21 protein-coding genes and 1 riboswitch are annotated in these 16674 nt (G+C 47.1%); of the genes, 11 read left to right on the plus strand and 10 right to left on the minus strand.

Annotated elements, in window-relative coordinates:
• Window positions 1–55 precede the first annotated feature (55 nt).
• Window positions 56–445, plus strand: a complete 390-nt coding sequence (locus tag AB1L17_RS09540; RefSeq protein ID WP_412844688.1) for a MerR family transcriptional regulator — start codon at window positions 56–58, stop codon at window positions 443–445.
• Window positions 442–1614, plus strand: coding sequence for an MFS transporter (locus AB1L17_RS09545; protein WP_412844687.1), 1173 nt, complete (start codon window positions 442–444; stop codon window positions 1612–1614). The genes AB1L17_RS09540 and AB1L17_RS09545 overlap by 4 nt, the downstream gene beginning before the upstream one ends.
• 87 nt (window positions 1615–1701) lie before the next feature.
• Here the strand turns inward: AB1L17_RS09545 and ytxJ are convergent, their stop codons facing one another.
• The 3 genes from ytxJ to AB1L17_RS09560 form a co-directional block, all read right to left on the minus strand.
• Window positions 1702–2028 (minus strand): bacillithiol system redox-active protein YtxJ, encoded by a 327-nt coding sequence (ytxJ, locus tag AB1L17_RS09550; RefSeq protein WP_412844686.1) that lies wholly within the window; start codon window positions 2026–2028, stop codon window positions 1702–1704.
• Between the two features lie 122 nt (window positions 2029–2150).
• Window positions 2151–2549: a hypothetical protein gene (locus AB1L17_RS09555; RefSeq protein ID WP_412844685.1), complete on the minus strand. Its 399-nt coding sequence runs from the start codon at window positions 2547–2549 to the stop codon at window positions 2151–2153.
• Window positions 2550–2953: 404 nt separating this feature from the next.
• A complete protein-coding gene (locus AB1L17_RS09560) occupies window positions 2954–3187 on the minus strand; it encodes a hypothetical protein (protein ID WP_412844684.1) in 234 nt (77 codons plus the stop codon).
• 227 nt (window positions 3188–3414) lie between these two features.
• Here AB1L17_RS09560 and AB1L17_RS09565 point away from each other — a divergent pair, with 227 nt between their 5' ends.
• Both AB1L17_RS09565 and AB1L17_RS09570 read left to right on the plus strand, forming a co-directional pair.
• A complete protein-coding gene (locus AB1L17_RS09565) occupies window positions 3415–3507 on the plus strand; it encodes a YjcZ family sporulation protein (protein WP_412844683.1) in 93 nt (30 codons plus the stop codon).
• Between the two features lie 173 nt (window positions 3508–3680).
• Window positions 3681–4793: an aminopeptidase gene (locus tag AB1L17_RS09570; RefSeq protein WP_412844682.1), complete on the plus strand. Its 1113-nt coding sequence runs from the start codon at window positions 3681–3683 to the stop codon at window positions 4791–4793.
• A 77-nt stretch (window positions 4794–4870) separates the two neighbouring features.
• On the opposite strand, the gene AB1L17_RS09575 is transcribed toward AB1L17_RS09570, so the two are convergent.
• Window positions 4871–5404 carry a PadR family transcriptional regulator gene (locus AB1L17_RS09575; RefSeq protein WP_412844681.1) on the minus strand — a complete coding sequence of 178 codons (534 nt, stop codon included), beginning with the start codon at window positions 5402–5404 and terminating at the stop codon, window positions 4871–4873.
• A gap of 245 nt (window positions 5405–5649) precedes the next feature.
• Between AB1L17_RS09575 and AB1L17_RS09580 the strand changes: the two genes are divergently transcribed.
• Window positions 5650–6153, plus strand: coding sequence for a S1C family serine protease (locus AB1L17_RS09580; RefSeq protein WP_412844680.1), 504 nt, complete (start codon window positions 5650–5652; stop codon window positions 6151–6153).
• On the opposite strand, the gene AB1L17_RS09585 is transcribed toward AB1L17_RS09580, so the two are convergent.
• Window positions 6122–7216, minus strand: a complete 1095-nt coding sequence (locus AB1L17_RS09585) for a YheC/YheD family endospore coat-associated protein (RefSeq protein WP_412844679.1) — start codon at window positions 7214–7216, stop codon at window positions 6122–6124. The two genes, AB1L17_RS09580 and AB1L17_RS09585, sit on opposite strands and share 32 nt — an antisense overlap.
• 199 nt (window positions 7217–7415) lie before the next feature.
• On the opposite strand from AB1L17_RS09585, the gene AB1L17_RS09590 reads away from it, so the two are divergent.
• The 3 genes from AB1L17_RS09590 to AB1L17_RS09600 all read left to right on the plus strand — a co-directional run bounded on the left by AB1L17_RS09590 (window position 7416) and on the right by AB1L17_RS09600 (window position 9595).
• A complete protein-coding gene (locus AB1L17_RS09590; protein WP_106838200.1) occupies window positions 7416–7736 on the plus strand; it encodes a winged helix-turn-helix transcriptional regulator in 321 nt (106 codons plus the stop codon).
• A 113-nt stretch (window positions 7737–7849) separates the two neighbouring features.
• Window positions 7850–9301, plus strand: coding sequence for a recombinase family protein (locus tag AB1L17_RS09595; protein ID WP_412844678.1), 1452 nt, complete (start codon window positions 7850–7852; stop codon window positions 9299–9301).
• 15 nt (window positions 9302–9316) lie between these two features.
• The gene (locus AB1L17_RS09600) at window positions 9317–9595 is read left to right on the plus strand and encodes a S1C family serine protease (RefSeq protein WP_048034008.1); all 279 of its coding nucleotides are present in this window, start codon (window positions 9317–9319) and stop codon (window positions 9593–9595) included.
• Between the two features lie 31 nt (window positions 9596–9626).
• On the opposite strand, the gene AB1L17_RS09605 is transcribed toward AB1L17_RS09600, so the two are convergent.
• Both AB1L17_RS09605 and AB1L17_RS09610 read right to left on the minus strand, forming a co-directional pair.
• A complete protein-coding gene (locus tag AB1L17_RS09605; protein WP_412844677.1) occupies window positions 9627–9773 on the minus strand; it encodes a hypothetical protein in 147 nt (48 codons plus the stop codon).
• Window positions 9774–9836: 63 nt separating this feature from the next.
• Window positions 9837–10118: a DUF2325 domain-containing protein gene (locus AB1L17_RS09610; RefSeq protein WP_016742090.1), complete on the minus strand. Its 282-nt coding sequence runs from the start codon at window positions 10116–10118 to the stop codon at window positions 9837–9839.
• Between the two features lie 328 nt (window positions 10119–10446).
• On the opposite strand from AB1L17_RS09610, the gene AB1L17_RS09615 reads away from it, so the two are divergent.
• From AB1L17_RS09615 to AB1L17_RS09625, 3 genes are all read left to right on the plus strand, one after another.
• Window positions 10447–11046, plus strand: coding sequence for an IMEF encapsulin system ferritin-like cargo protein (locus tag AB1L17_RS09615; RefSeq protein WP_412844676.1), 600 nt, complete (start codon window positions 10447–10449; stop codon window positions 11044–11046).
• A gap of 37 nt (window positions 11047–11083) precedes the next feature.
• A complete protein-coding gene (locus tag AB1L17_RS09620) occupies window positions 11084–11932 on the plus strand; it encodes a family 1 encapsulin nanocompartment shell protein (protein ID WP_412844675.1) in 849 nt (282 codons plus the stop codon).
• A 114-nt stretch (window positions 11933–12046) separates the two neighbouring features.
• Complete coding sequence (locus AB1L17_RS09625; RefSeq protein WP_412844674.1) at window positions 12047–12862, plus strand: alpha/beta fold hydrolase; 816 nt, start codon at window positions 12047–12049, stop codon at window positions 12860–12862.
• A 52-nt stretch (window positions 12863–12914) separates the two neighbouring features.
• Here AB1L17_RS09625 and AB1L17_RS09630 read toward each other — a convergent pair whose 3' ends face one another.
• The 3 genes from AB1L17_RS09630 to AB1L17_RS09640 all read right to left on the minus strand — a co-directional run bounded on the left by AB1L17_RS09630 (window position 12915) and on the right by AB1L17_RS09640 (window position 16441).
• Window positions 12915–14123 carry an aminotransferase-like domain-containing protein gene (locus AB1L17_RS09630; protein ID WP_412844673.1) on the minus strand — a complete coding sequence of 403 codons (1209 nt, stop codon included), beginning with the start codon at window positions 14121–14123 and terminating at the stop codon, window positions 12915–12917.
• A 194-nt stretch (window positions 14124–14317) separates the two neighbouring features.
• Entirely contained in the window at window positions 14318–14788 is a 471-nt protein-coding gene (locus tag AB1L17_RS09635) for a hypothetical protein (RefSeq protein WP_412844672.1), read from the minus strand.
• A gap of 468 nt (window positions 14789–15256) precedes the next feature.
• Window positions 15257–16441: a pyridoxal phosphate-dependent aminotransferase gene (locus AB1L17_RS09640; RefSeq protein WP_412844748.1), complete on the minus strand. Its 1185-nt coding sequence runs from the start codon at window positions 16439–16441 to the stop codon at window positions 15257–15259.
• 85 nt (window positions 16442–16526) lie between these two features.
• Window positions 16527–16641, minus strand: a riboswitch (SAM riboswitch).
• Window positions 16642–16674 lie beyond the last annotated feature (33 nt).

Raw genomic sequence — 16674 nt, forward strand, 5'->3', positions numbered from 1 at the left:
CCATGTCATACTTTAAGATGGGTTTAACTTACTTTTTTAAGGAGAGGCAAAATACATGCAAATAGGTGAACTTTCACTAAAAACTGGGGTCAGTATCCGATCCATTCGATATTATGAGGAAAAAAAGTTGATTACGCCAAGACGTTTAGAAAATGGGTACCGCGTCTATAGCGAAGAGGATATGGAGCGCGTGAAGGCGGTACAATTATTCCTCGATCTAGGCTTGAAAATCGAGGAGATCTATCCTGTTTTATCTTGTGGATCTCTTCATCCGGTCGATCATGCCTCTGACTGCGCCGCTTCTGCCATTGATCTCTATACGGAAAAACTCGAGACAACACGCGAGCAAATAAAGAGCTTGCAAGCAGTGGAAGCGGAGCTTGCGGCTCTCGTAGCATTCTGGACGAAGGTCAAACAACAGCGGGAAGGGAGCGATCGTCCATGAATTCCCGACTGTTCCTATTCGTCATAGGCACTTTTATCATTGGTACCGATGATTTTGTCATTGCTGGTATCTTGCCAAATATCGCTCGCGACCTGGAAGTGTCCATCGTAGCAGCGGGCCAATTAGTCACAGCCTTTGCGTTCGCTTACGCAATCAGTGCGCCCGTGTTAGGAGCATTGACTTTTCAATACCCACTCAAAAAGCTGCTTGTAATCTCCATGCTGCTCTTCACCTTGTCAAACGGACTATCAGCGATTGTCCCGTCCTTTGAATGGCTATTGGTTACTCGCATCGTTGCAGCAATGTCTGCCGCTCTCTTCACCCCATTGGCGATGGCCGCATCAGCCAGCTTGGTTCCTGAAACGCAACGAGGCAGGGCATTATCCTTTATTACTGCTGGGATTACGGTAGGGTTAATCGCAGGTGCTCCTATCGGCACGTGGATCGGTCATGCTCTTGGTTGGCGCTTTTCCTTCCTTTTTGTAGCAAGTATCGGTCTGTTTACTACGCTTGGAATGATGGCGCTGCTCCCGAAAATGGATCGAGAAGGAACCCTTTCATTGAAAGAGCGATTGACGAGTTTACGACCTCAAGTCTTGTTGACCTTACTCGTTAGCATTATTGGGACCATTGGTGGTTTTGCGACTTATACGTATATTGCACCGATTTTGTCTACCATAACGAGCTTGGACAATATCAGTTGGTTACTCCTGCTAATTGGGTTGGGTAGCTTGTTCGGCAATTTGATTGGGGGATACAGTACGGATCGAATCGGGGCTGCCAAAACGCTACAATTATCACTTGGGGGATTCAGTTTGGTCCTTGTATTCTTTTCATTACTAATGTGGCTTACACCTGGTTATACAACAATCGTACTGGCGTCGATTGTTGCTCTGCTTTGGGGAATTCCTGGCTTCGCTCTTAACCCTGCACTCAATTCCTACCTGATTTCCTTAAATCCGAAGCAGGCTTCCATGATTCTCTCGTTTGGTGCTTCGGCTTTGTACATCGGAATCGGATTAGGCGCTGTCGTAGGCGGAGCCGTCATCCATATCAGTTCCATACACATGGTAGGGATCGCAAGCGCTATTCTGGTGTGCGTCGCACTTGCGGTATTCCGTATTGTACAACAAAAATATGATACTGCGCCAAAACACCACCACCGTTGATACGTTTGTGAGAATCGATACGTTCTAAAGACATGAAAAGAGCTGTCGACTTTTTACGTCCTACAGCTCTTTTTCCTATATCGATGATTACGTGTTGAGCGCCTGGCCAATCGCGTCCTTCGTAATTTTCCAGTGAGAGGTGTGCCATTTTACTTCGCCGTTCTCCAGCAAAAAGATTTGCGGAGATTCGTGCTTGACGGAGAAACGATCCGCTACTGCATTGGATACAGGGCGATCCTCTCGCACCAAAATGACTGCGGATTCCACCTGATTATCTAGCAAATACGCTTGAAACTCCTCGTATGCGGACGTACTGATCGGGCAAATAGTGCTATGTTTGAACAGGAGCTTCTTTCCATTTTTCGCTACGAACTCATCCAGTTCTTCTATTGAGTGAAGTTGCTTTTGTGACATGATCCATCTCTCCTTATCTCATGTGGATATCAGTATACATAAGTCCGACCTGCTACGTCTATATTTGCGGTGCAGGGAGAAATGAAAAAAGAGATACCTAGCTTTCAGGCATCTCTTTATCCTTACACCATTATTTTCGTTAGACGTTCGCGTAACTCCAGCATCCATTTCTCATCACCTAGGGACTGCGCCAACAAAAACAGATCCAATAGCTCGTTGACTTTCTCACCAAGTAATTCTCTTACGGACGAGTTCACCTTCTCATTAGCAATCAATACCAATAAGTTGGATAACTCTGACATTTCTTCGAATTCGATTGCCTGGCGCTGCGGATGTTGGCCCAGTTCCTCCATGAGTGACTTCAAATCATCCTTAATTACATCTACCACTTGGGAATGGTCACAGTTATCGTCCACACAGACGTGTACAGGTACATTCATGATTTTAACCCGTTTCCGGTACACGACGTTGCGCAGCTCGATCTCCATCTCGTTCCCGCAGCGGCTGCATCTCTTTTGCACGGTGTTCACCCCTACCTATCTACATATGTATCTCTCATACTATTCGAGAAGCCTCCTTTCACTCCTGCTAAACGACAGGTGGTACTTGGTGGATACAGTGACAGATATAGACTAAAAAGGCCACTTGAGAGTCAACATGGTGGAGGAGAAGAAAAAGCACAGTTCTCTTCGACTCTGACACGCCGGCGTGGGGGATTCACTGGCCGTCTCCACTTTAAAAAGGGGACCGTCGAGCCAAAGCCACCCTGGGCAGGCGTTGTCAAGGTCTACGAGCCCTGTGCTTTTTCTTCTCACTAGCTTTGTGCGTTCATCGGTATCTTTTAAAACTTGCAACAACTTAAAAATACGAAAAAAGACGATGCTTCTTGCAAGCATCGTCTTTACTTTGCCATCAAGCTTCAACCTTACGCGTAGATGGCGTTTACTTTTTCGCAATGCGGACAAACTGCGACTTTTCCCGCTTTGCCTGCTTCATCTTCCACACGGTAGCCGGTAATTTGCTCGGAAAAACAAAACAGGCATTCTGTATTGAAGTCCATGTCGTACTGAGCTTTCCATACAATGGATTTAAAATCTTCCCCAACATTAATCGTTATTTGGACCAGATCATGCTTCAGACTCGATAATGATCTTTGCATCACGTTAACATCCTTTCATACTTGCAAAGTCTTTTGGTATCCTCTAGCTTTTCCTGCTTTTCAGAATAATAAACATGGTGAATCTGCAAGAGTGTGAAAAACGAGAGATTCTCCAAACTATTTTCTCAAAAATGGGCGGATGCCCGGTTCGGTCCTATACGATCACCCATATGTTGTAGGTGTAAGCACAAGAGGCTTAACACATATATGAGGAGGATGTTTATTCCATGAGCGGCATCTTTAATGGAGAATTCGACGGCTTTACTATTGTTTTGATTCTTTTCATCCTGCTGGTTATTATCGGGTGCAGCTGCGACTGATCTTCCCTCCCCAAGATATAGCCATATTCAGCAAGTCGTTGCATATACATGAAGTACCGAATCCTTAAAAGCGCGTTCCCTCAGCAAGCTACCCTAGCCAGTGGGTAGCTTTTTTCTATTTCGGTTGTGTACAATGGATAAGAATGATATGGAAAGCGAGGGATCCCCTTCCTATGAAAGATCCACGAATTGAACAACTGGCTGACGTCCTTGTCAATTATTCGGTTACTGTCAAGCCGGGTGAAAACGTTTTAATTTACTCCATTGGTGACGTTACCGATCTGACGAAAGCCGTTATTTCCAAGGTATACGAAGCTGGGGGCAATCCTTTTGTCCAACTGATCGACCAATCAGTTCAACGCGAGCTGTTGATGGGTGTCAACGAAACACAATTAAGTATCATGCGTGAAGCAGATGTAGCCTTTATGAAGCAGATGGATTGCTACATTGGCATCCGCGGTGGCGACAACATCAGTGAACTCTCTGACGTCCCTGGGGACAAAATGCAGCTGCATTCCAAACTGCTGGCCCGTCCAGTGATGGATATTCGCGTTCCACACACCAAATGGGTTGTGCTTCGCTATCCAAATGCGTCCATGGCACAGTTGGCTAACATGAGCACCGCCGCTTTTGAAGATTTCTATTTCAAAGTGTGCACGCTCGATTACGGCAAAATGGATAAAGCCATGGACAGCCTGGTTGAGCTGATGGAGAAAACCGATAAAGTACGCATCGTAGGACCAGGAACCGACCTGTCCTTCTCCATCAAAGGCATTCCGGCGATCAAATGTGCAGGCGAAGCCAACATCCCGGATGGAGAAGTGTTCACTGCTCCTGTTCGCGATTCCGTCAACGGTACCATCGCGTACAACACGCCATCTCCATACCAAGGCTTTACTTACGACAATATCAAGCTGACCTTCAAAGATGGCAAAATCGTTGAAGCAACCGCCAACGATACCGAGAAAATCAACGAAATCTTTGATACAGATGAAGGTGCCAGATTCGTTGGAGAGTTTGCGATTGGCGTGAACCCGTACATCCAAAACCCAATGAAAGACATTCTATTCGATGAAAAAATCGATGGAAGCTTCCACTTTACACCTGGCCAAGCTTACGACGAAGCGTTTAACGGCAACAAATCCTCCGTCCACTGGGACTTGGTCATGATTCAACGTCCAGAGTGGGGTGGCGGAGAAATTTGGTTTGACGATCGCCTGATTCGTAAAGACGGACGTTTCGTTGTACCTGAGCTCGAATGCCTCAATCCAGAGAATCTAAAATAAACATTAGATCTACAAAATAAGCGAAGGGCTCAATGTTTTCAGACATGAGCCCTTCGCTTTATGTGGTCCATCAAGACCTAAGCAGAGTAAGCTGGTTGTTTCACCAAGGAAGTCATTTTTTGTTCCATAAAGGAAATCGTTGACTCCAAATGATGAATGGTATACTCCCAGCAAAAACGTTGATATTCGTCGAAATTCACTTCCAGCTTTTTAAAAGAGGCCTTGCTTTGCTGAAGCAGCTGACGTTGCGTATCCAAACAGCCCTCTAACAAATCCTTTTGCTCGTCGATCGTGCGGCTCTTGCCGAAGAAAATTTTAACCAGCATATCGGAACGCAATACTGGCGGCAAGATTGGCGTCTGGATTTCTTGACGGAACGATTGTTTGCCAGCCTCCGTAATCCGATACAAAATTTTGTTCGGTTTGCCAGACTGAATGATTTCTTGCTTCGTTACGAAGCCTTCCTCCTCCAGTTTGCGCAATGCGGGATAAATAGCACCAAAGCTAGCGTCGTAGAAAAAGCCAATGCTGTTTGTAAACGCTTGCTTAATATCGTATCCACTCATTTCACCGTAGCTCAAGAAACCCAGTATGATCGTTTTAACATCCATCTCTTCGCATCCTCCATTACCGTTCTTTTTCTCTCTCTAGCGGCTAGGACTTAGCCTTTATGTTCAAAATATTCTTTAACTACATGTTATTATAAATGGATTCTAATAATTATACCAATGCTATTTCTTTATTATATCAATCAAAATTAATGATATATCATACACGTGACTAGAAATTGGGCGTCCCTTCCCTCTCCACTCCCCATAAGATGATACATACCTATCTGCTGTAGGGGGAGTGATCGGTGAAAAGTAAAAAATGGTCCCAATATACGCGGGTAAAGTACCCTGTGAGCAGCAGCAGTCTGCATCCATTCAATTTCTTCGTTCCCATTGTCGAACGTGTTCAAGAGGGAGTCGTCTCCATCGTTACAGAGGATGCTCCCCATTCCAAAGACGTGGATTCATTAATTCGGAGTCTTATTGATCATGAAGATAATTCTCCACCCACGGAACGAAGCTTTGGCTCAGGATTTCTATTTCATCCCAAAGGGTATATCTTGACGAGCGAGCATGTCATCGGCAAATCCAAAAACATTTTCGTGAAGCTATATAACGGTAGAGTATTTGAAGCCAAACGCATCATAGCTGATCGAATTCGGGATTACGCCGTCATTAAAATTGATGCAGACTGCAAGCTATACCCGCTGCCACTGGGCAACTCCTCTCATACAAAAGTAGGAGAGTGGGTCATCAGCGTCGGTTCCCCACCTGTGATCAAAGAGACAAAAAACGAGCCTGATTCTTAGCTAAATACAACGCAAATTGAACAGGACGAGCTATCGCCATTTTGTATAGCTGCATGTCGCCCATCTGCCGAAAAACCTCTCTCCCCGGCTTGGGATTCACTTCAATTAACCACGCGCGTCCTTGTACATCCACCCCAATGTCCAACCCGAATTCCATCATGCGACCAAAATAATCCTCGAGCGTTTTCGCTACTTCATAAGCTAGCTGGTAGCATTCACTTTTGATGGACTCGGCCTGTTCCACTCCAAATCGATTGGAGAGAAACCATTCAAATGGAATCGCCCTGCCCCCGCCATGCAAATTAGAGGTAGCACTACCGTTTTCCCCGATACGGACACCACAGCCTGTCACTGACCACTCTCCACACTCATCCTTTTGAATCAGCAATCGCACATCGACTACATGCTTGCGAAGCAAGCCGAGCTCCAATCCTTGTTGCACCAGGAAATTACCATCTCGAATCTGCTGCTCCTCCACCCATCGTTTGACCCATTTCTCTACGCCTACTGCGGTATCCAAGCGAGCCGTATGGTGGGCATGCTTTTTGTCACGTCCAGAGAGACAGTACTCCTTGCCCCTTTTCTCCACTCTGAGAATGCTTCTTCCTCCTGTGCCATTTCCAGGCTTCACATAGACAAGAGCATGGCGCGCGAGCATACTTCGGACCATGCCTTGGGCATAAACATGCGTCTCTGGTATCCATCGTCTGACCCGTTCGTCGGAAGCAAGCAGCTTCGTCACTCTCCACTTTTTACTGAACGGGCTGTTTGCAAAGAAAAACAGATCGCTATTTCGCAGCCGGATATACTCCCTTACTCTGCGTCTGTACCGATCGATCACGACTTCTGGCCAAGGAAACCATTTGCTCACCCAGCGCCCATTCGGTTTGGGCAGGAACCCCTTGATCTTTTTATCCTGAACATGGACATCCTGATGCGAAAACAGGTAGACTACTGCCCCTAGCTCTTGCCCTGTTTGAACCAGTTTCCGCAAATAGTCTGGTTCTTCAAAGCGTTCCCCCTCTCGCCAGGTCAAAATGCCGATTACCCGTTTAGGAAGCATCCTAACACCCTCTTCTCCTCTTTTATTTCGCGATTAGTGTATGTGTGTACACCTTATTGGGAAACATTTGTCCATGAAAACGGGCTTGACCTTCTACAGTTGGCAAAGTGCCATTCCAGTTTTCGTTACTTACTTTTTTCAAGCTAATCTGTTACAATAAAGTGCAACAATAACGATAGTAGATAGAGGTGACGCCGATATGAGTCAAGATTACTCTGGCGAACACATGTGTCCAAAGTATGAGTGCGCAATGAATGTCCTGGGAAAACGCTGGACCGGCCTAATTATTCATGTGCTGTTACGCGGTACTGTACGGTTTAAGGATATCCGCGAAATGGTTCCTCATATGAGTGATAAAATGCTCTCTGAAAGGCTGAAGGAGCTCGAGGAGCTGGAGATTTTGGAGCGCAAAGTGTATCCAGAGATCCCGGTTCGCATTGAGTACGAATTGACCGAAAAAGGAAAAGATCTGCGTCCTGTCATTGATTCCATTCACGAATGGGGCCAAAAATGGATGTAGCTTGACCCCACTTGTCCAAGACGGATGAGCGGGGTTTTTTATTTGGCGGCCAGGCATAAGCGCCTCCCTTTCGCTGTACACTCTAGCAACCTGAGGTGAAGGGAGGCCTGGTGATGCGAACAGCTGTCTACATTCGAGTCAGCACGGAGGATCAGGCACGCGAAGGATTTTCGATCCCCGCTCAAAGGGAAAAGCTGCTCTCGTACGTTCACTCCCAAGGTTGGGAAGTCCATGCCGTCTACGCAGATGAAGGCGTAAGTGCCAAAGATACGAATCGACCCGCACTCGGTCAGCTCCTCCAAGATATTAGAAGTGGTGAGATCGAGGTCGTCCTGGTGTATCGACTGGATCGGCTTACCCGCTCTGTCCTTGATCTGTATCAGCTCCTGCAGGAATTCGAACGATATGACGTGCATTTTAAAAGCTGCACGGAGGTTTACGATACAACGACAGCAATCGGCCGATTATTTATCACACTGGTAGCTGCCCTCGCACAATGGGAACGGGAAAATTTAGCGGAACGCGTCAAGCTGGGGATGAGCCAAATGGCAAGAGAACGAAAACGACCAGGGGGACCTGCACCGTATGGGTACGATCTGGTGCACGGAGCTCTGGTCGTGAATCAAGAGGAAGCAGATGGCGTACGCCACATGTTCGCACGCTATGACAAAGGGGAATCTCCGCGGCAAATTGCTGAATGGGCGAGCCAGTCTGGATTGCGTGGCAAAAATGGCGCCTCATGGAGTGCCAGTGCTGTGCTTCGCCTGTTGAAAAATCCTGTCTATCAAGGTGCATTACGCTGGAATTACGCCGACGCCGATCAACAACGAAATGCTCCTGAGGAATGGATCATCGAAGAGGCGACTCACCCGGCCATCATCGATGGGCATTGCTTTTCGCGCGTGCAGGAACGAATGAGCGCTCGCAGCACGAGCCATCCTCGAGTACTTAGCTCCACCTACCTCTTCTCTGGTTTGTTGTACTGCTCACGCTGCGGCTTTCCTATGCGCGGAAAGACAACCACCATCTCTGGTAAAGGCAAAAAGCGCTACTCGCACCGTTACTACGTATGTAAAAACAAGCTGGCTGGTACGTGTGAAGCCTCTGCCATTCGTGAGGACCGCTTGGAAAAAACGATCCTGCAAGAGCTGATGCAGTATCCCAATGAATGCATGGCTGCTATCAAGGAAGTTTTTCTGACGTTACGACAAACGCATTCTCGCGCTCCGGCAAAAGAACTGGAGCAGCAGCTGCAAATAAAAAGGCGACGCTGGGAGCAGGCATACGAAGAAGGACTCCTGACTCTCGCAGCCTTTCGCCAAAAAATCAGCGCGTTGGATCTAGCCGCAAAAGAACAGGAAAAGACATCCCCCCTTTTTTCAAAAGCACCCTCCGATGATCAAAGTGAACTCACCAATTGGAGTCTAATCTGGACGCATGCCAATGAAAAAGAACGCCGCTTGCTCGTGTGCGCTCTCATTAAGCGTGTTGACGCGGAAGCAGCAGGGGCTACTTCCGGTCAGAAAAACCGGGATGTCTGCCTTCATCGACTGTCCTATCACTAAATAATTTTTAGCTCTATGACGACAGGTGGCTCCCCACTTGGTTTGGAAAATTCTGTGACAGCCGGAATCATCAGTGCCAAAAACCGGCGTTTGCAGGTTGCGAAGCGTATGTATGAAGAAATATTTCAGACAGATGCCGCCATCAATCCAGGAAATAGTGGAGGGCCACTCATTAATTTGAATGGGGAAGTCGTTGGTCTCAATGCGTTCATTATTCAATCCAGTCAATGCCTGGGCTTCGCAATTGGGATTGACGCTCTAAAAATGCAGCTGGAGCAATACGTATTCAAGTGAGAAGCACGCGCGCCTCAACAAAAAACCCCGTCTAGGAGGACGGGGATTGCTTCTCTAATGCAATGAGATATATATTTGGACCTTCTGCGTTGATTTGTTCTTCTGCCTGCTTTAATTGTTGCAGCTGAGCGGCCGTAAGCTGTGCGATAGGCAGTTCTCCCAAACGATTCTGTTCCATACGTCATTCCTCCGTTGGTTTCAGACTCACAAACATAGTCTGTCCTACCGAGAGAGTATGTATTTACGCGGTGAGATCAAAAGCTTTGGCAATTGCAGAACACGAGCGTTTGCAGAAAACGATTGGCAACTCGCGATCTTTCGCTTGGTTTTTCACAGTTTTGGCCAAGTTGTGGTTGACGAAATCAGTCAGCACCAGAATCATGTGGATGCCTGCAGGAATTTTCACCCCGGTTTGCGAGCTCTTCCGTCCTGTTACGTGATGAATATCCTTGAATCCTTGACCTTGCAGCAATTCGATAATATTCCCCAGGCGATCTCCGCCAATAACTAAAATGGATGACATAACTTGTTACCTCCTTAAATTTAGGTGAATGTAGGATTTATGTTTTCTTCTCAGTTTGCTAATTGATAATGAATATCACTCTTATTGATAAATATTATCATTCCCAATTAACTTTGACAATACTCTCCATGATAACTTTTTTGTAAAAAAACAAAACTAGAAACTAAGCCGTTCACAAAGCTTCTGCCCTCAAGCGTTCTAGCCTCTTTTCCAAATAGCACCACAACGAATTCTTCGTAATAATAGGAAAATGTACATAGGTGTTGCCCGGTTGTTTTTTCCAACTGTATAATGAGAAAATAGATTGTGAATGAGGAGGTGGCGTAGGGTGCAAGAAATTACACAGCTGCACACCATTTTTGATCGTACCAGAGGTTATATCGACAGCTTCATGGGCGTTATCCAGCCGATTATCGATGCGGCTACGGACGAGCATACCCGGCTTTACTACCATCACATTTTGGAAGAAGAAGAACAGCGCATGGGCCGCCTGCAGGAGTTGGTTCCTTACTTGGAGAAGGTGTCCGCTGAAAAAAGCCTGGATCAGTTGAGTGATCGCGACCTCTCGCAAATGCTGTCCGATGTGAATCTCGAGCGATTTGGACTGCACAATTTCCGCGAGCATCTGGAGCTCTCCCTGTATGAATTCAAGGATGACGAAACACGTCAGCTCCTGGATGGCATGCGTGAAAAGACTCATACAGACTATTTGAAGGTAAAAGAGATCATGGCGAACATGAGCCAACGATTCTCTGATGCGACTCACCCTGATCTCACTGATCACGATGAGGGCCACGATATTCATCAGGTAGACCATTTGAAAGCTTCGGCTTCCGCTCCTCACGGTGTCGCTTCCGTGATCAAGCATTCCGCACCTGAAGTTTCTGGTAAAAAGGGACTGACAGTTGGCAGCTTGAAAGGAATGTAATGAATCGTAAATCCTGAAATGACATGGAGGTTACACAATGGACAAGCTTCGTAAATACCCGGACTCTCCCTTGACGACTGAAGAATGGAACCAGTTGGACGCAACTGTCATTGATATGGCTCGCCGCCAGCTGGTAGGACGCCGTTTTATCGATATTTATGGACCATTGGGTGAAGGTATCCAAACCATTACGAACGATGTATATGAAGAATCTCGTTTTGGTGGTCTCTCCCTTCGCGGAGAATCGTTGGAAATGACACAGCCTAGCCGTCGTGTCAGCATGACAATCCCGATTCTGTATAAGGATTTCATGCTGTACTGGCGCGATGTTGCCCAAGCACGCACACTGGGCATGCCATTGGACATGAGCGCGGCAGCCAATGCTGCTTCTGGCAGTGCACTGATGGAAGACGATCTGATTTTCAACGGTGCTGAGGAGTTTGATCTCCCAGGTCTGATGAACGTAAAAGGCCGCCTCACCCATCTGAAGAGTGATTGGATGGAATCTGGCAACGCATTTGCTGATATCGTGGAAGCGCGCAACAAGCTGTTGAAAATGGGCCATAGCGGTCCATATGCACTGGTCGTTTCTCCTGAGCTCTACTCTCTCTTGCATCGTGTGCACAAAGGCACCAACGTGCTTGAGATCGAGCATGTACGCAATCTCGTAACAGATGGTGTCTTCCAATCCCCTACCATTAAGGGTCGTTCCGGCGTTCTGGTAGCGACTGGCCGCCACAATCTCGACCTGGCTATTGCAGAAGACTTCGACTCTGCATTCCTCGGGGACGAGCAAATGAACAGTCTGTTCCGTGTGTATGAATGCGTTGTACTGCGGATCAAACGTCCTAGCGCCATTTGCACCTTGGAAGAAACAGAAGAATAGAAAGTTATTAAGCACACCCACTGACGATTCTCGTTATGGGTGTGTTTTACAATAAGAACGTACGTTCCGAATCATCGAAACTATCTGACACAAATGATGTTAGGAGGCTTATTTATGCGATGTGAGGTCAATGGCGTCAACCTTTATTATGAGGATATCGGAACTGGCTTCCCTGTTGTGATGATTCACGGATTTTCGCTTGATCACCGTTGCATGACTGGTTGTATGGAACCGATTTTTGAGGAACGCCCTGGATATCGCCGTCTTTACATAGACCTACCGGGAATGGGACAAACGGAAAACTACAAGCATATCAACACTACGGACGATATTTTGGCAGTTGTCCTCGCGTTCATTGATCAGATCATTCCAGGAGAGTCCTTCTTGATTGCTGGGGAATCGTACGGAGGATATCTTGTACGAGCGGTTATCGAGAAGCGCCGGGATCAAGTGAAAGGAGCCCTTTTCATCTGTCCCAATGTTATTCCTGATAAAGAAAAACGCACACTGCCGGATAAACCCGTCCTTGTAGAAGAGTCTTCACTCTGGGAGAAGCTGAGTGAGCAGGAACGAGCGGAGTTTGAATCGATGGCAGTAGTGGCAACCGAATATACGTGGGATCGCTATCAAAAAGAGATTATCGACGGCTATGTGCTGTCTGACCCGTTATTTCTGGCTAAAATCAGACAGGCGTACGGTGTCTCCTTCCCGTTAGATACTGCCCCCTTCCTCCACCCGAGTCTTTTTGTCGTAGGCAAACAAGATCATTCTGTCGGCTATAAAGATATTTGGGATATCATCGAAGGCTATCCCCGCTCTTCATTTGCCGCACTTGATTGTGCTGGCCACAACTTGCAGATTGAGCAGCCGCATCTGTTTACGGAACTCGTGAATGAATGGCTGGATCGTACACAACGGGAGAACAGATGACGCAGAAAAAGACAACCCTCTTCATGAGTGGTTGTCTTTTCACGTCTTGCTTTTATGAATGTGCGACAAGCATTTGGTTGTAGGCGTGGAATGCTTTGCCCAATCTAGAAATCGCCAGTTCTGTGTCTTCCCGGTTCAACAGCGTATAGTTCAAACGCATCGTGTTGACCTGTGGCTCGGCGGCATAAAACGGCTTGCCTGGTACGAATGCAACACCTTCCTGTACGGAACGGGCCAACAGCTTCTCTGCATCCACATGCTCCGGTAGATTCACCCAGAGGAACATCCCGCCTCTTGGTTTTTCCCACTGTACGCCTTCCCAGTTTTGGGCGAGCAAGAGCTCATGCATCCATTCCATCCGCGCCTTGTAGGACTCGCGGATTTTCTCAATATGGTTCTCCAGATCAAAGCAAGACAATAGCTCATACAGGGCGTACTGGTCAATTGTGCTCGATTGCAAATCAACTGCTTGCTTCGCCTTCACCATCATTTGAATCACGCGGGTATCTCCAATGGCCCATCCGGTACGCAAGCCTGGCGCGACAATTTTGGAAAATGTACTGGTGTACACCACACAGGAATCGGTCGGATGCTCATCCAGTGAGAATATGGAGCGGTACGGTGCTTTCCCCTCGAATTGGATTTCGCCATATGGATCGTCTTCCAGGATGAGAATGTCTTGCGCCTTACATTGACGAAGCAAGCCGAGACGGCGTTCCAGACTCCATACCTTTCCTGTCGGATTCGCAAAGGTAGGAATGACATACACCATTTTCGGACGATACTGGGCAATTTTTTTCGCCAGATCTTCCAAATCCATCCCATCAGCATCGCCCTCTACAGGAATGGCCTTAATTCCACGGAATTGGAACAATTGAACCGCAGCCAGATAGGTAGGGTTTTCGACGAGAACGACATCGCCTTCGTCTAAGTATACACGGCACAACAAGTCAACTGCTTGCTGAGATCCTGTTGTGATGATCATATTATCTACGCCAACATTCATATGCTTTTGCTTCATGCGGGAGGCAATCCACTCACGAAGCGGCAAATATCCATCAGTCAAGCCGTACTGAAGGGCTTTTGCCCCTTGATCGAATGCGCGATTAAACGCTTCACGCATTTCTGCGATTGGAAAAGAATCTTCTGCTGGCAGTCCTCCAGCGAGCGAGAGCACTTGATTGCCTTGGGTTAGCTTCAAGATTTCCCGGACAGCCGAGGAGGATAGAGCTTCGACAGATTTTGAGAATGAGTACTCCATGTTCCGTTCCCCCTTGATTTTGCTTATCCTTGTTTTATCACTGTCGATCTGCTATGTCCAATCCTTGCTAGCTATGAGCGGATAGGTTTTGACTATGTCGAGCGGTTGTTCAATCGTTATTCTTGGCGATATGCATGCAAAAAACCCCTCTTCGCCTATGACGAAAAGGGGTCAATATGTATCAGCTATATAACCTAGGCGATGCGGAACACACGCGGTTTTTCTGTGTGTGGCAGGAAAGAGAGATCTACATGAGTAGACGCTTCATCCATTCCGATATCGTTTGCCAAAAGCAATGCTTCTTCCTGGAATGTCGGTGTACAGCTGCCTTCATTCAACTCACAGAGACGCTTCAATCGCTTCAGTCTCTCTGCGGATTTCTCCACTCGCATGCATTCATTCGTCAGCTCACATACATTGACGTGACGTGCATCAGCGATCATGCTGATATCATCCACATGGACAATCAGTCTTTTGCCTTCTTCTGTAACAAAGCCGATCGAGCAAAAATGCGCACCTGACATTTCCAAACGAGTGAGAACAGCATTGGCGAAAACTTCTCCCGTCCGCAAGCGAATCTGGCCTGCTTCAACGGCTCCGCCGATTTTACGCTCGTTGGCGATCACCGTATACATATCCGTGTAACCGTTAATCTGATAGCGCATGGTACCCTCCTGCTCTCGTTGAGACTAATTATCATTAACAATCACATCGTATAATGAAAATCATTATCTGTCAACAATGAGAATGATTTTTATTCTAGAAGAAAAAAGCCACACTCCATTTGTAGGGTAGTGTGGCCAAATTGCCTCGCCTTTAGTTGTTCGATGAAAATATAGAATTAGACTGACGAGTTATTTAGTGAAAAGTTCGTCAATCGCTTGAACAGCTAGTTCTAAAGCTTTCATTCTTCTTTCTAATAGTGTTCTTTGGGGACTACCAGTCTTTGACTTAATAATGCTGGGGGCTTTGATTCCAACTTATCTTGAATGGATACGTTTTCCATGTAAGTAATGCCCTTTCTTCGTTCCTATTCAAAGTAAATTGCCTCCGTAGAAAAAGCGATGGATCGGCTCCATCGCTGCGCCCTTGTAGCTGTTAGCTTAATTCTATTGCGCTTACAATCTAACACTTTATTCGTTTGTTTTCGTAAATAACCCCAACCGCTCAATCCGCTGGACCGCTTCTGCGAGACGATCTTCATTCGACAACAACGCCGCTCGGACGTAGCCCTCCCCTGTCGGCCCGAAGCCATTTCCTGGCGCTACGACGACATGCGCTTTTTCCAAGAGCAAATCAGAGAATTCGATCGACGTGAAGCCGCTTGGTACAGGAAGCCACGCAAAAAAAGAGCCTTGAGACGGCGGTGCCTGCCAGCCAATTCGATGCAGATGGGAGTACAAGGCGTTGCGGCGGCTTTCGTAGACTGCGACGAGATCGCGAACGCACTGCTGAGAATCAGTCATGGCCTTGGCTGCAGCCATTTGTACCGCTCCAAACAGACTGACGAAATAATGATCCTGAATGAGGTTGATCAGACGAACCAGCTCGCGATTCCCTACCATGGCTCCGACCCGCCAGCCTGCCATGTTGTACGTTTTGGACAAGGTGTAAAACTCTACGCCCACCTCTTTTGCTCCCGGAACCTGCATGAAGCTGACTGGTTTTTTCCCATCATAGCTGATCGCACCATAGGCAAAGTCATGGCAGACCACAATTTCATTTTTACGTGCAAAACGAATCGTTTCCTCATAAAACTCGATCGGTGCATTAACCGCTGTCGGATTGTTCGGATAGTTAAGAAACATCAGTTTCGCCCGATCCAAATCAGCTTGAGAGAGCTGGCTGTAGTCTGGCAAGAAATCATTTTCTGCCTTCAGCGGCATCATGACCATGCGTCCGTTTACGACGGCAACCCCTGACCAATAGTCTGGATAGCCTGGATCTGGAACCAGTGCCACATCGCCTGCGTTCATCAGTACTTGACAAATCTCCACGAGCCCGGTTTTGCTGCCAAACAAAATCGCTACTTCTTCCTCGGGGTCGAGGTCCACATCAAATTCTTGTTTATACCAATGAGCCACCGCCTGCTTCAGTTCTACACGTCCCTGAAACGGCGGGTATTTGTGATGGAGTGGTTGCGTTGCTTGCAACTGTAATTCTTCAATAATATGTGGTGGAGTCGGCAAATCGGGATTGCCCTGCCCCAGGTTAATGACGTCATGGCCTTGTGCAATGACCTTGTTTACTTTTGCCACCAAGGTCGCAAAAAACTGGGTAGGAAGTCGATCAATCATGTCGGAGGGTTGGATGCGCATCTGTCTCTTCAGTTCCTTTCTTCGGCCCAATACAGTAAAACCCCCTTTTTCCATACAGAAAAAGGGGGAGATCAGCTGGGTCACGTCCTTATCTGTCAGGAAAATATCCTGCTGGAATTGGCACAGCATCTGTCCATCGTATGGAACAGATCCGCTGCCGGGCTTCATAGGGCCAGTCCCTCCACCTCTCTCAATAAGTCAAACACACGGAATATACTGTTTTTTCATCTATA

Source organism: Brevibacillus jepli (genome assembly GCF_047229145.1).
GTDB lineage: Bacteria > Bacillota > Bacilli > Brevibacillales > Brevibacillaceae > Brevibacillus.

Bases quoted from the DNA above. Each gene is read 5' to 3' on its own strand.
- AB1L17_RS09590 (WP_106838200.1), top strand. From the start codon at position 7,416: ATGAGTCAAGATTACTCTGGCGAACACATGTGTCCAAAGTATGAGTGC.
- AB1L17_RS09560 (WP_412844684.1), bottom strand. From the start codon at position 3,187: ATGCAAAGATCATTATCGAGTCTGAAGCATGATCTGGTCCAAATAACG.
- AB1L17_RS09565 (WP_412844683.1), top strand. From the start codon at position 3,415: ATGAGCGGCATCTTTAATGGAGAATTCGACGGCTTTACTATTGTTTTG.
- AB1L17_RS09575 (WP_412844681.1), bottom strand. From the start codon at position 5,404: ATGGATGTTAAAACGATCATACTGGGTTTCTTGAGCTACGGTGAAATG.
- AB1L17_RS09545 (WP_412844687.1), top strand. From the start codon at position 442: ATGAATTCCCGACTGTTCCTATTCGTCATAGGCACTTTTATCATTGGT.
- AB1L17_RS09620 (WP_412844675.1), top strand. From the start codon at position 11,084: ATGGACAAGCTTCGTAAATACCCGGACTCTCCCTTGACGACTGAAGAA.
- AB1L17_RS09630 (WP_412844673.1), bottom strand. From the start codon at position 14,123: ATGGAGTACTCATTCTCAAAATCTGTCGAAGCTCTATCCTCCTCGGCT.
- AB1L17_RS09640 (WP_412844748.1), bottom strand. From the start codon at position 16,441: ATGCGCATCCAACCCTCCGACATGATTGATCGACTTCCTACCCAGTTT.
- AB1L17_RS09595 (WP_412844678.1), top strand. From the start codon at position 7,850: ATGCGAACAGCTGTCTACATTCGAGTCAGCACGGAGGATCAGGCACGC.
- AB1L17_RS09540 (WP_412844688.1), top strand. From the start codon at position 56: ATGCAAATAGGTGAACTTTCACTAAAAACTGGGGTCAGTATCCGATCC.
- AB1L17_RS09600 (WP_048034008.1), top strand. From the start codon at position 9,317: ATGACGACAGGTGGCTCCCCACTTGGTTTGGAAAATTCTGTGACAGCC.
- ytxJ (WP_412844686.1), bottom strand. From the start codon at position 2,028: ATGTCACAAAAGCAACTTCACTCAATAGAAGAACTGGATGAGTTCGTA.
- AB1L17_RS09635 (WP_412844672.1), bottom strand. From the start codon at position 14,788: ATGCGCTATCAGATTAACGGTTACACGGATATGTATACGGTGATCGCC.
- AB1L17_RS09625 (WP_412844674.1), top strand. From the start codon at position 12,047: ATGCGATGTGAGGTCAATGGCGTCAACCTTTATTATGAGGATATCGGA.
- AB1L17_RS09605 (WP_412844677.1), bottom strand. From the start codon at position 9,773: ATGGAACAGAATCGTTTGGGAGAACTGCCTATCGCACAGCTTACGGCC.
- AB1L17_RS09570 (WP_412844682.1), top strand. From the start codon at position 3,681: ATGAAAGATCCACGAATTGAACAACTGGCTGACGTCCTTGTCAATTAT.
- AB1L17_RS09610 (WP_016742090.1), bottom strand. From the start codon at position 10,118: ATGTCATCCATTTTAGTTATTGGCGGAGATCGCCTGGGGAATATTATC.
- AB1L17_RS09585 (WP_412844679.1), bottom strand. From the start codon at position 7,216: ATGCTTCCTAAACGGGTAATCGGCATTTTGACCTGGCGAGAGGGGGAA.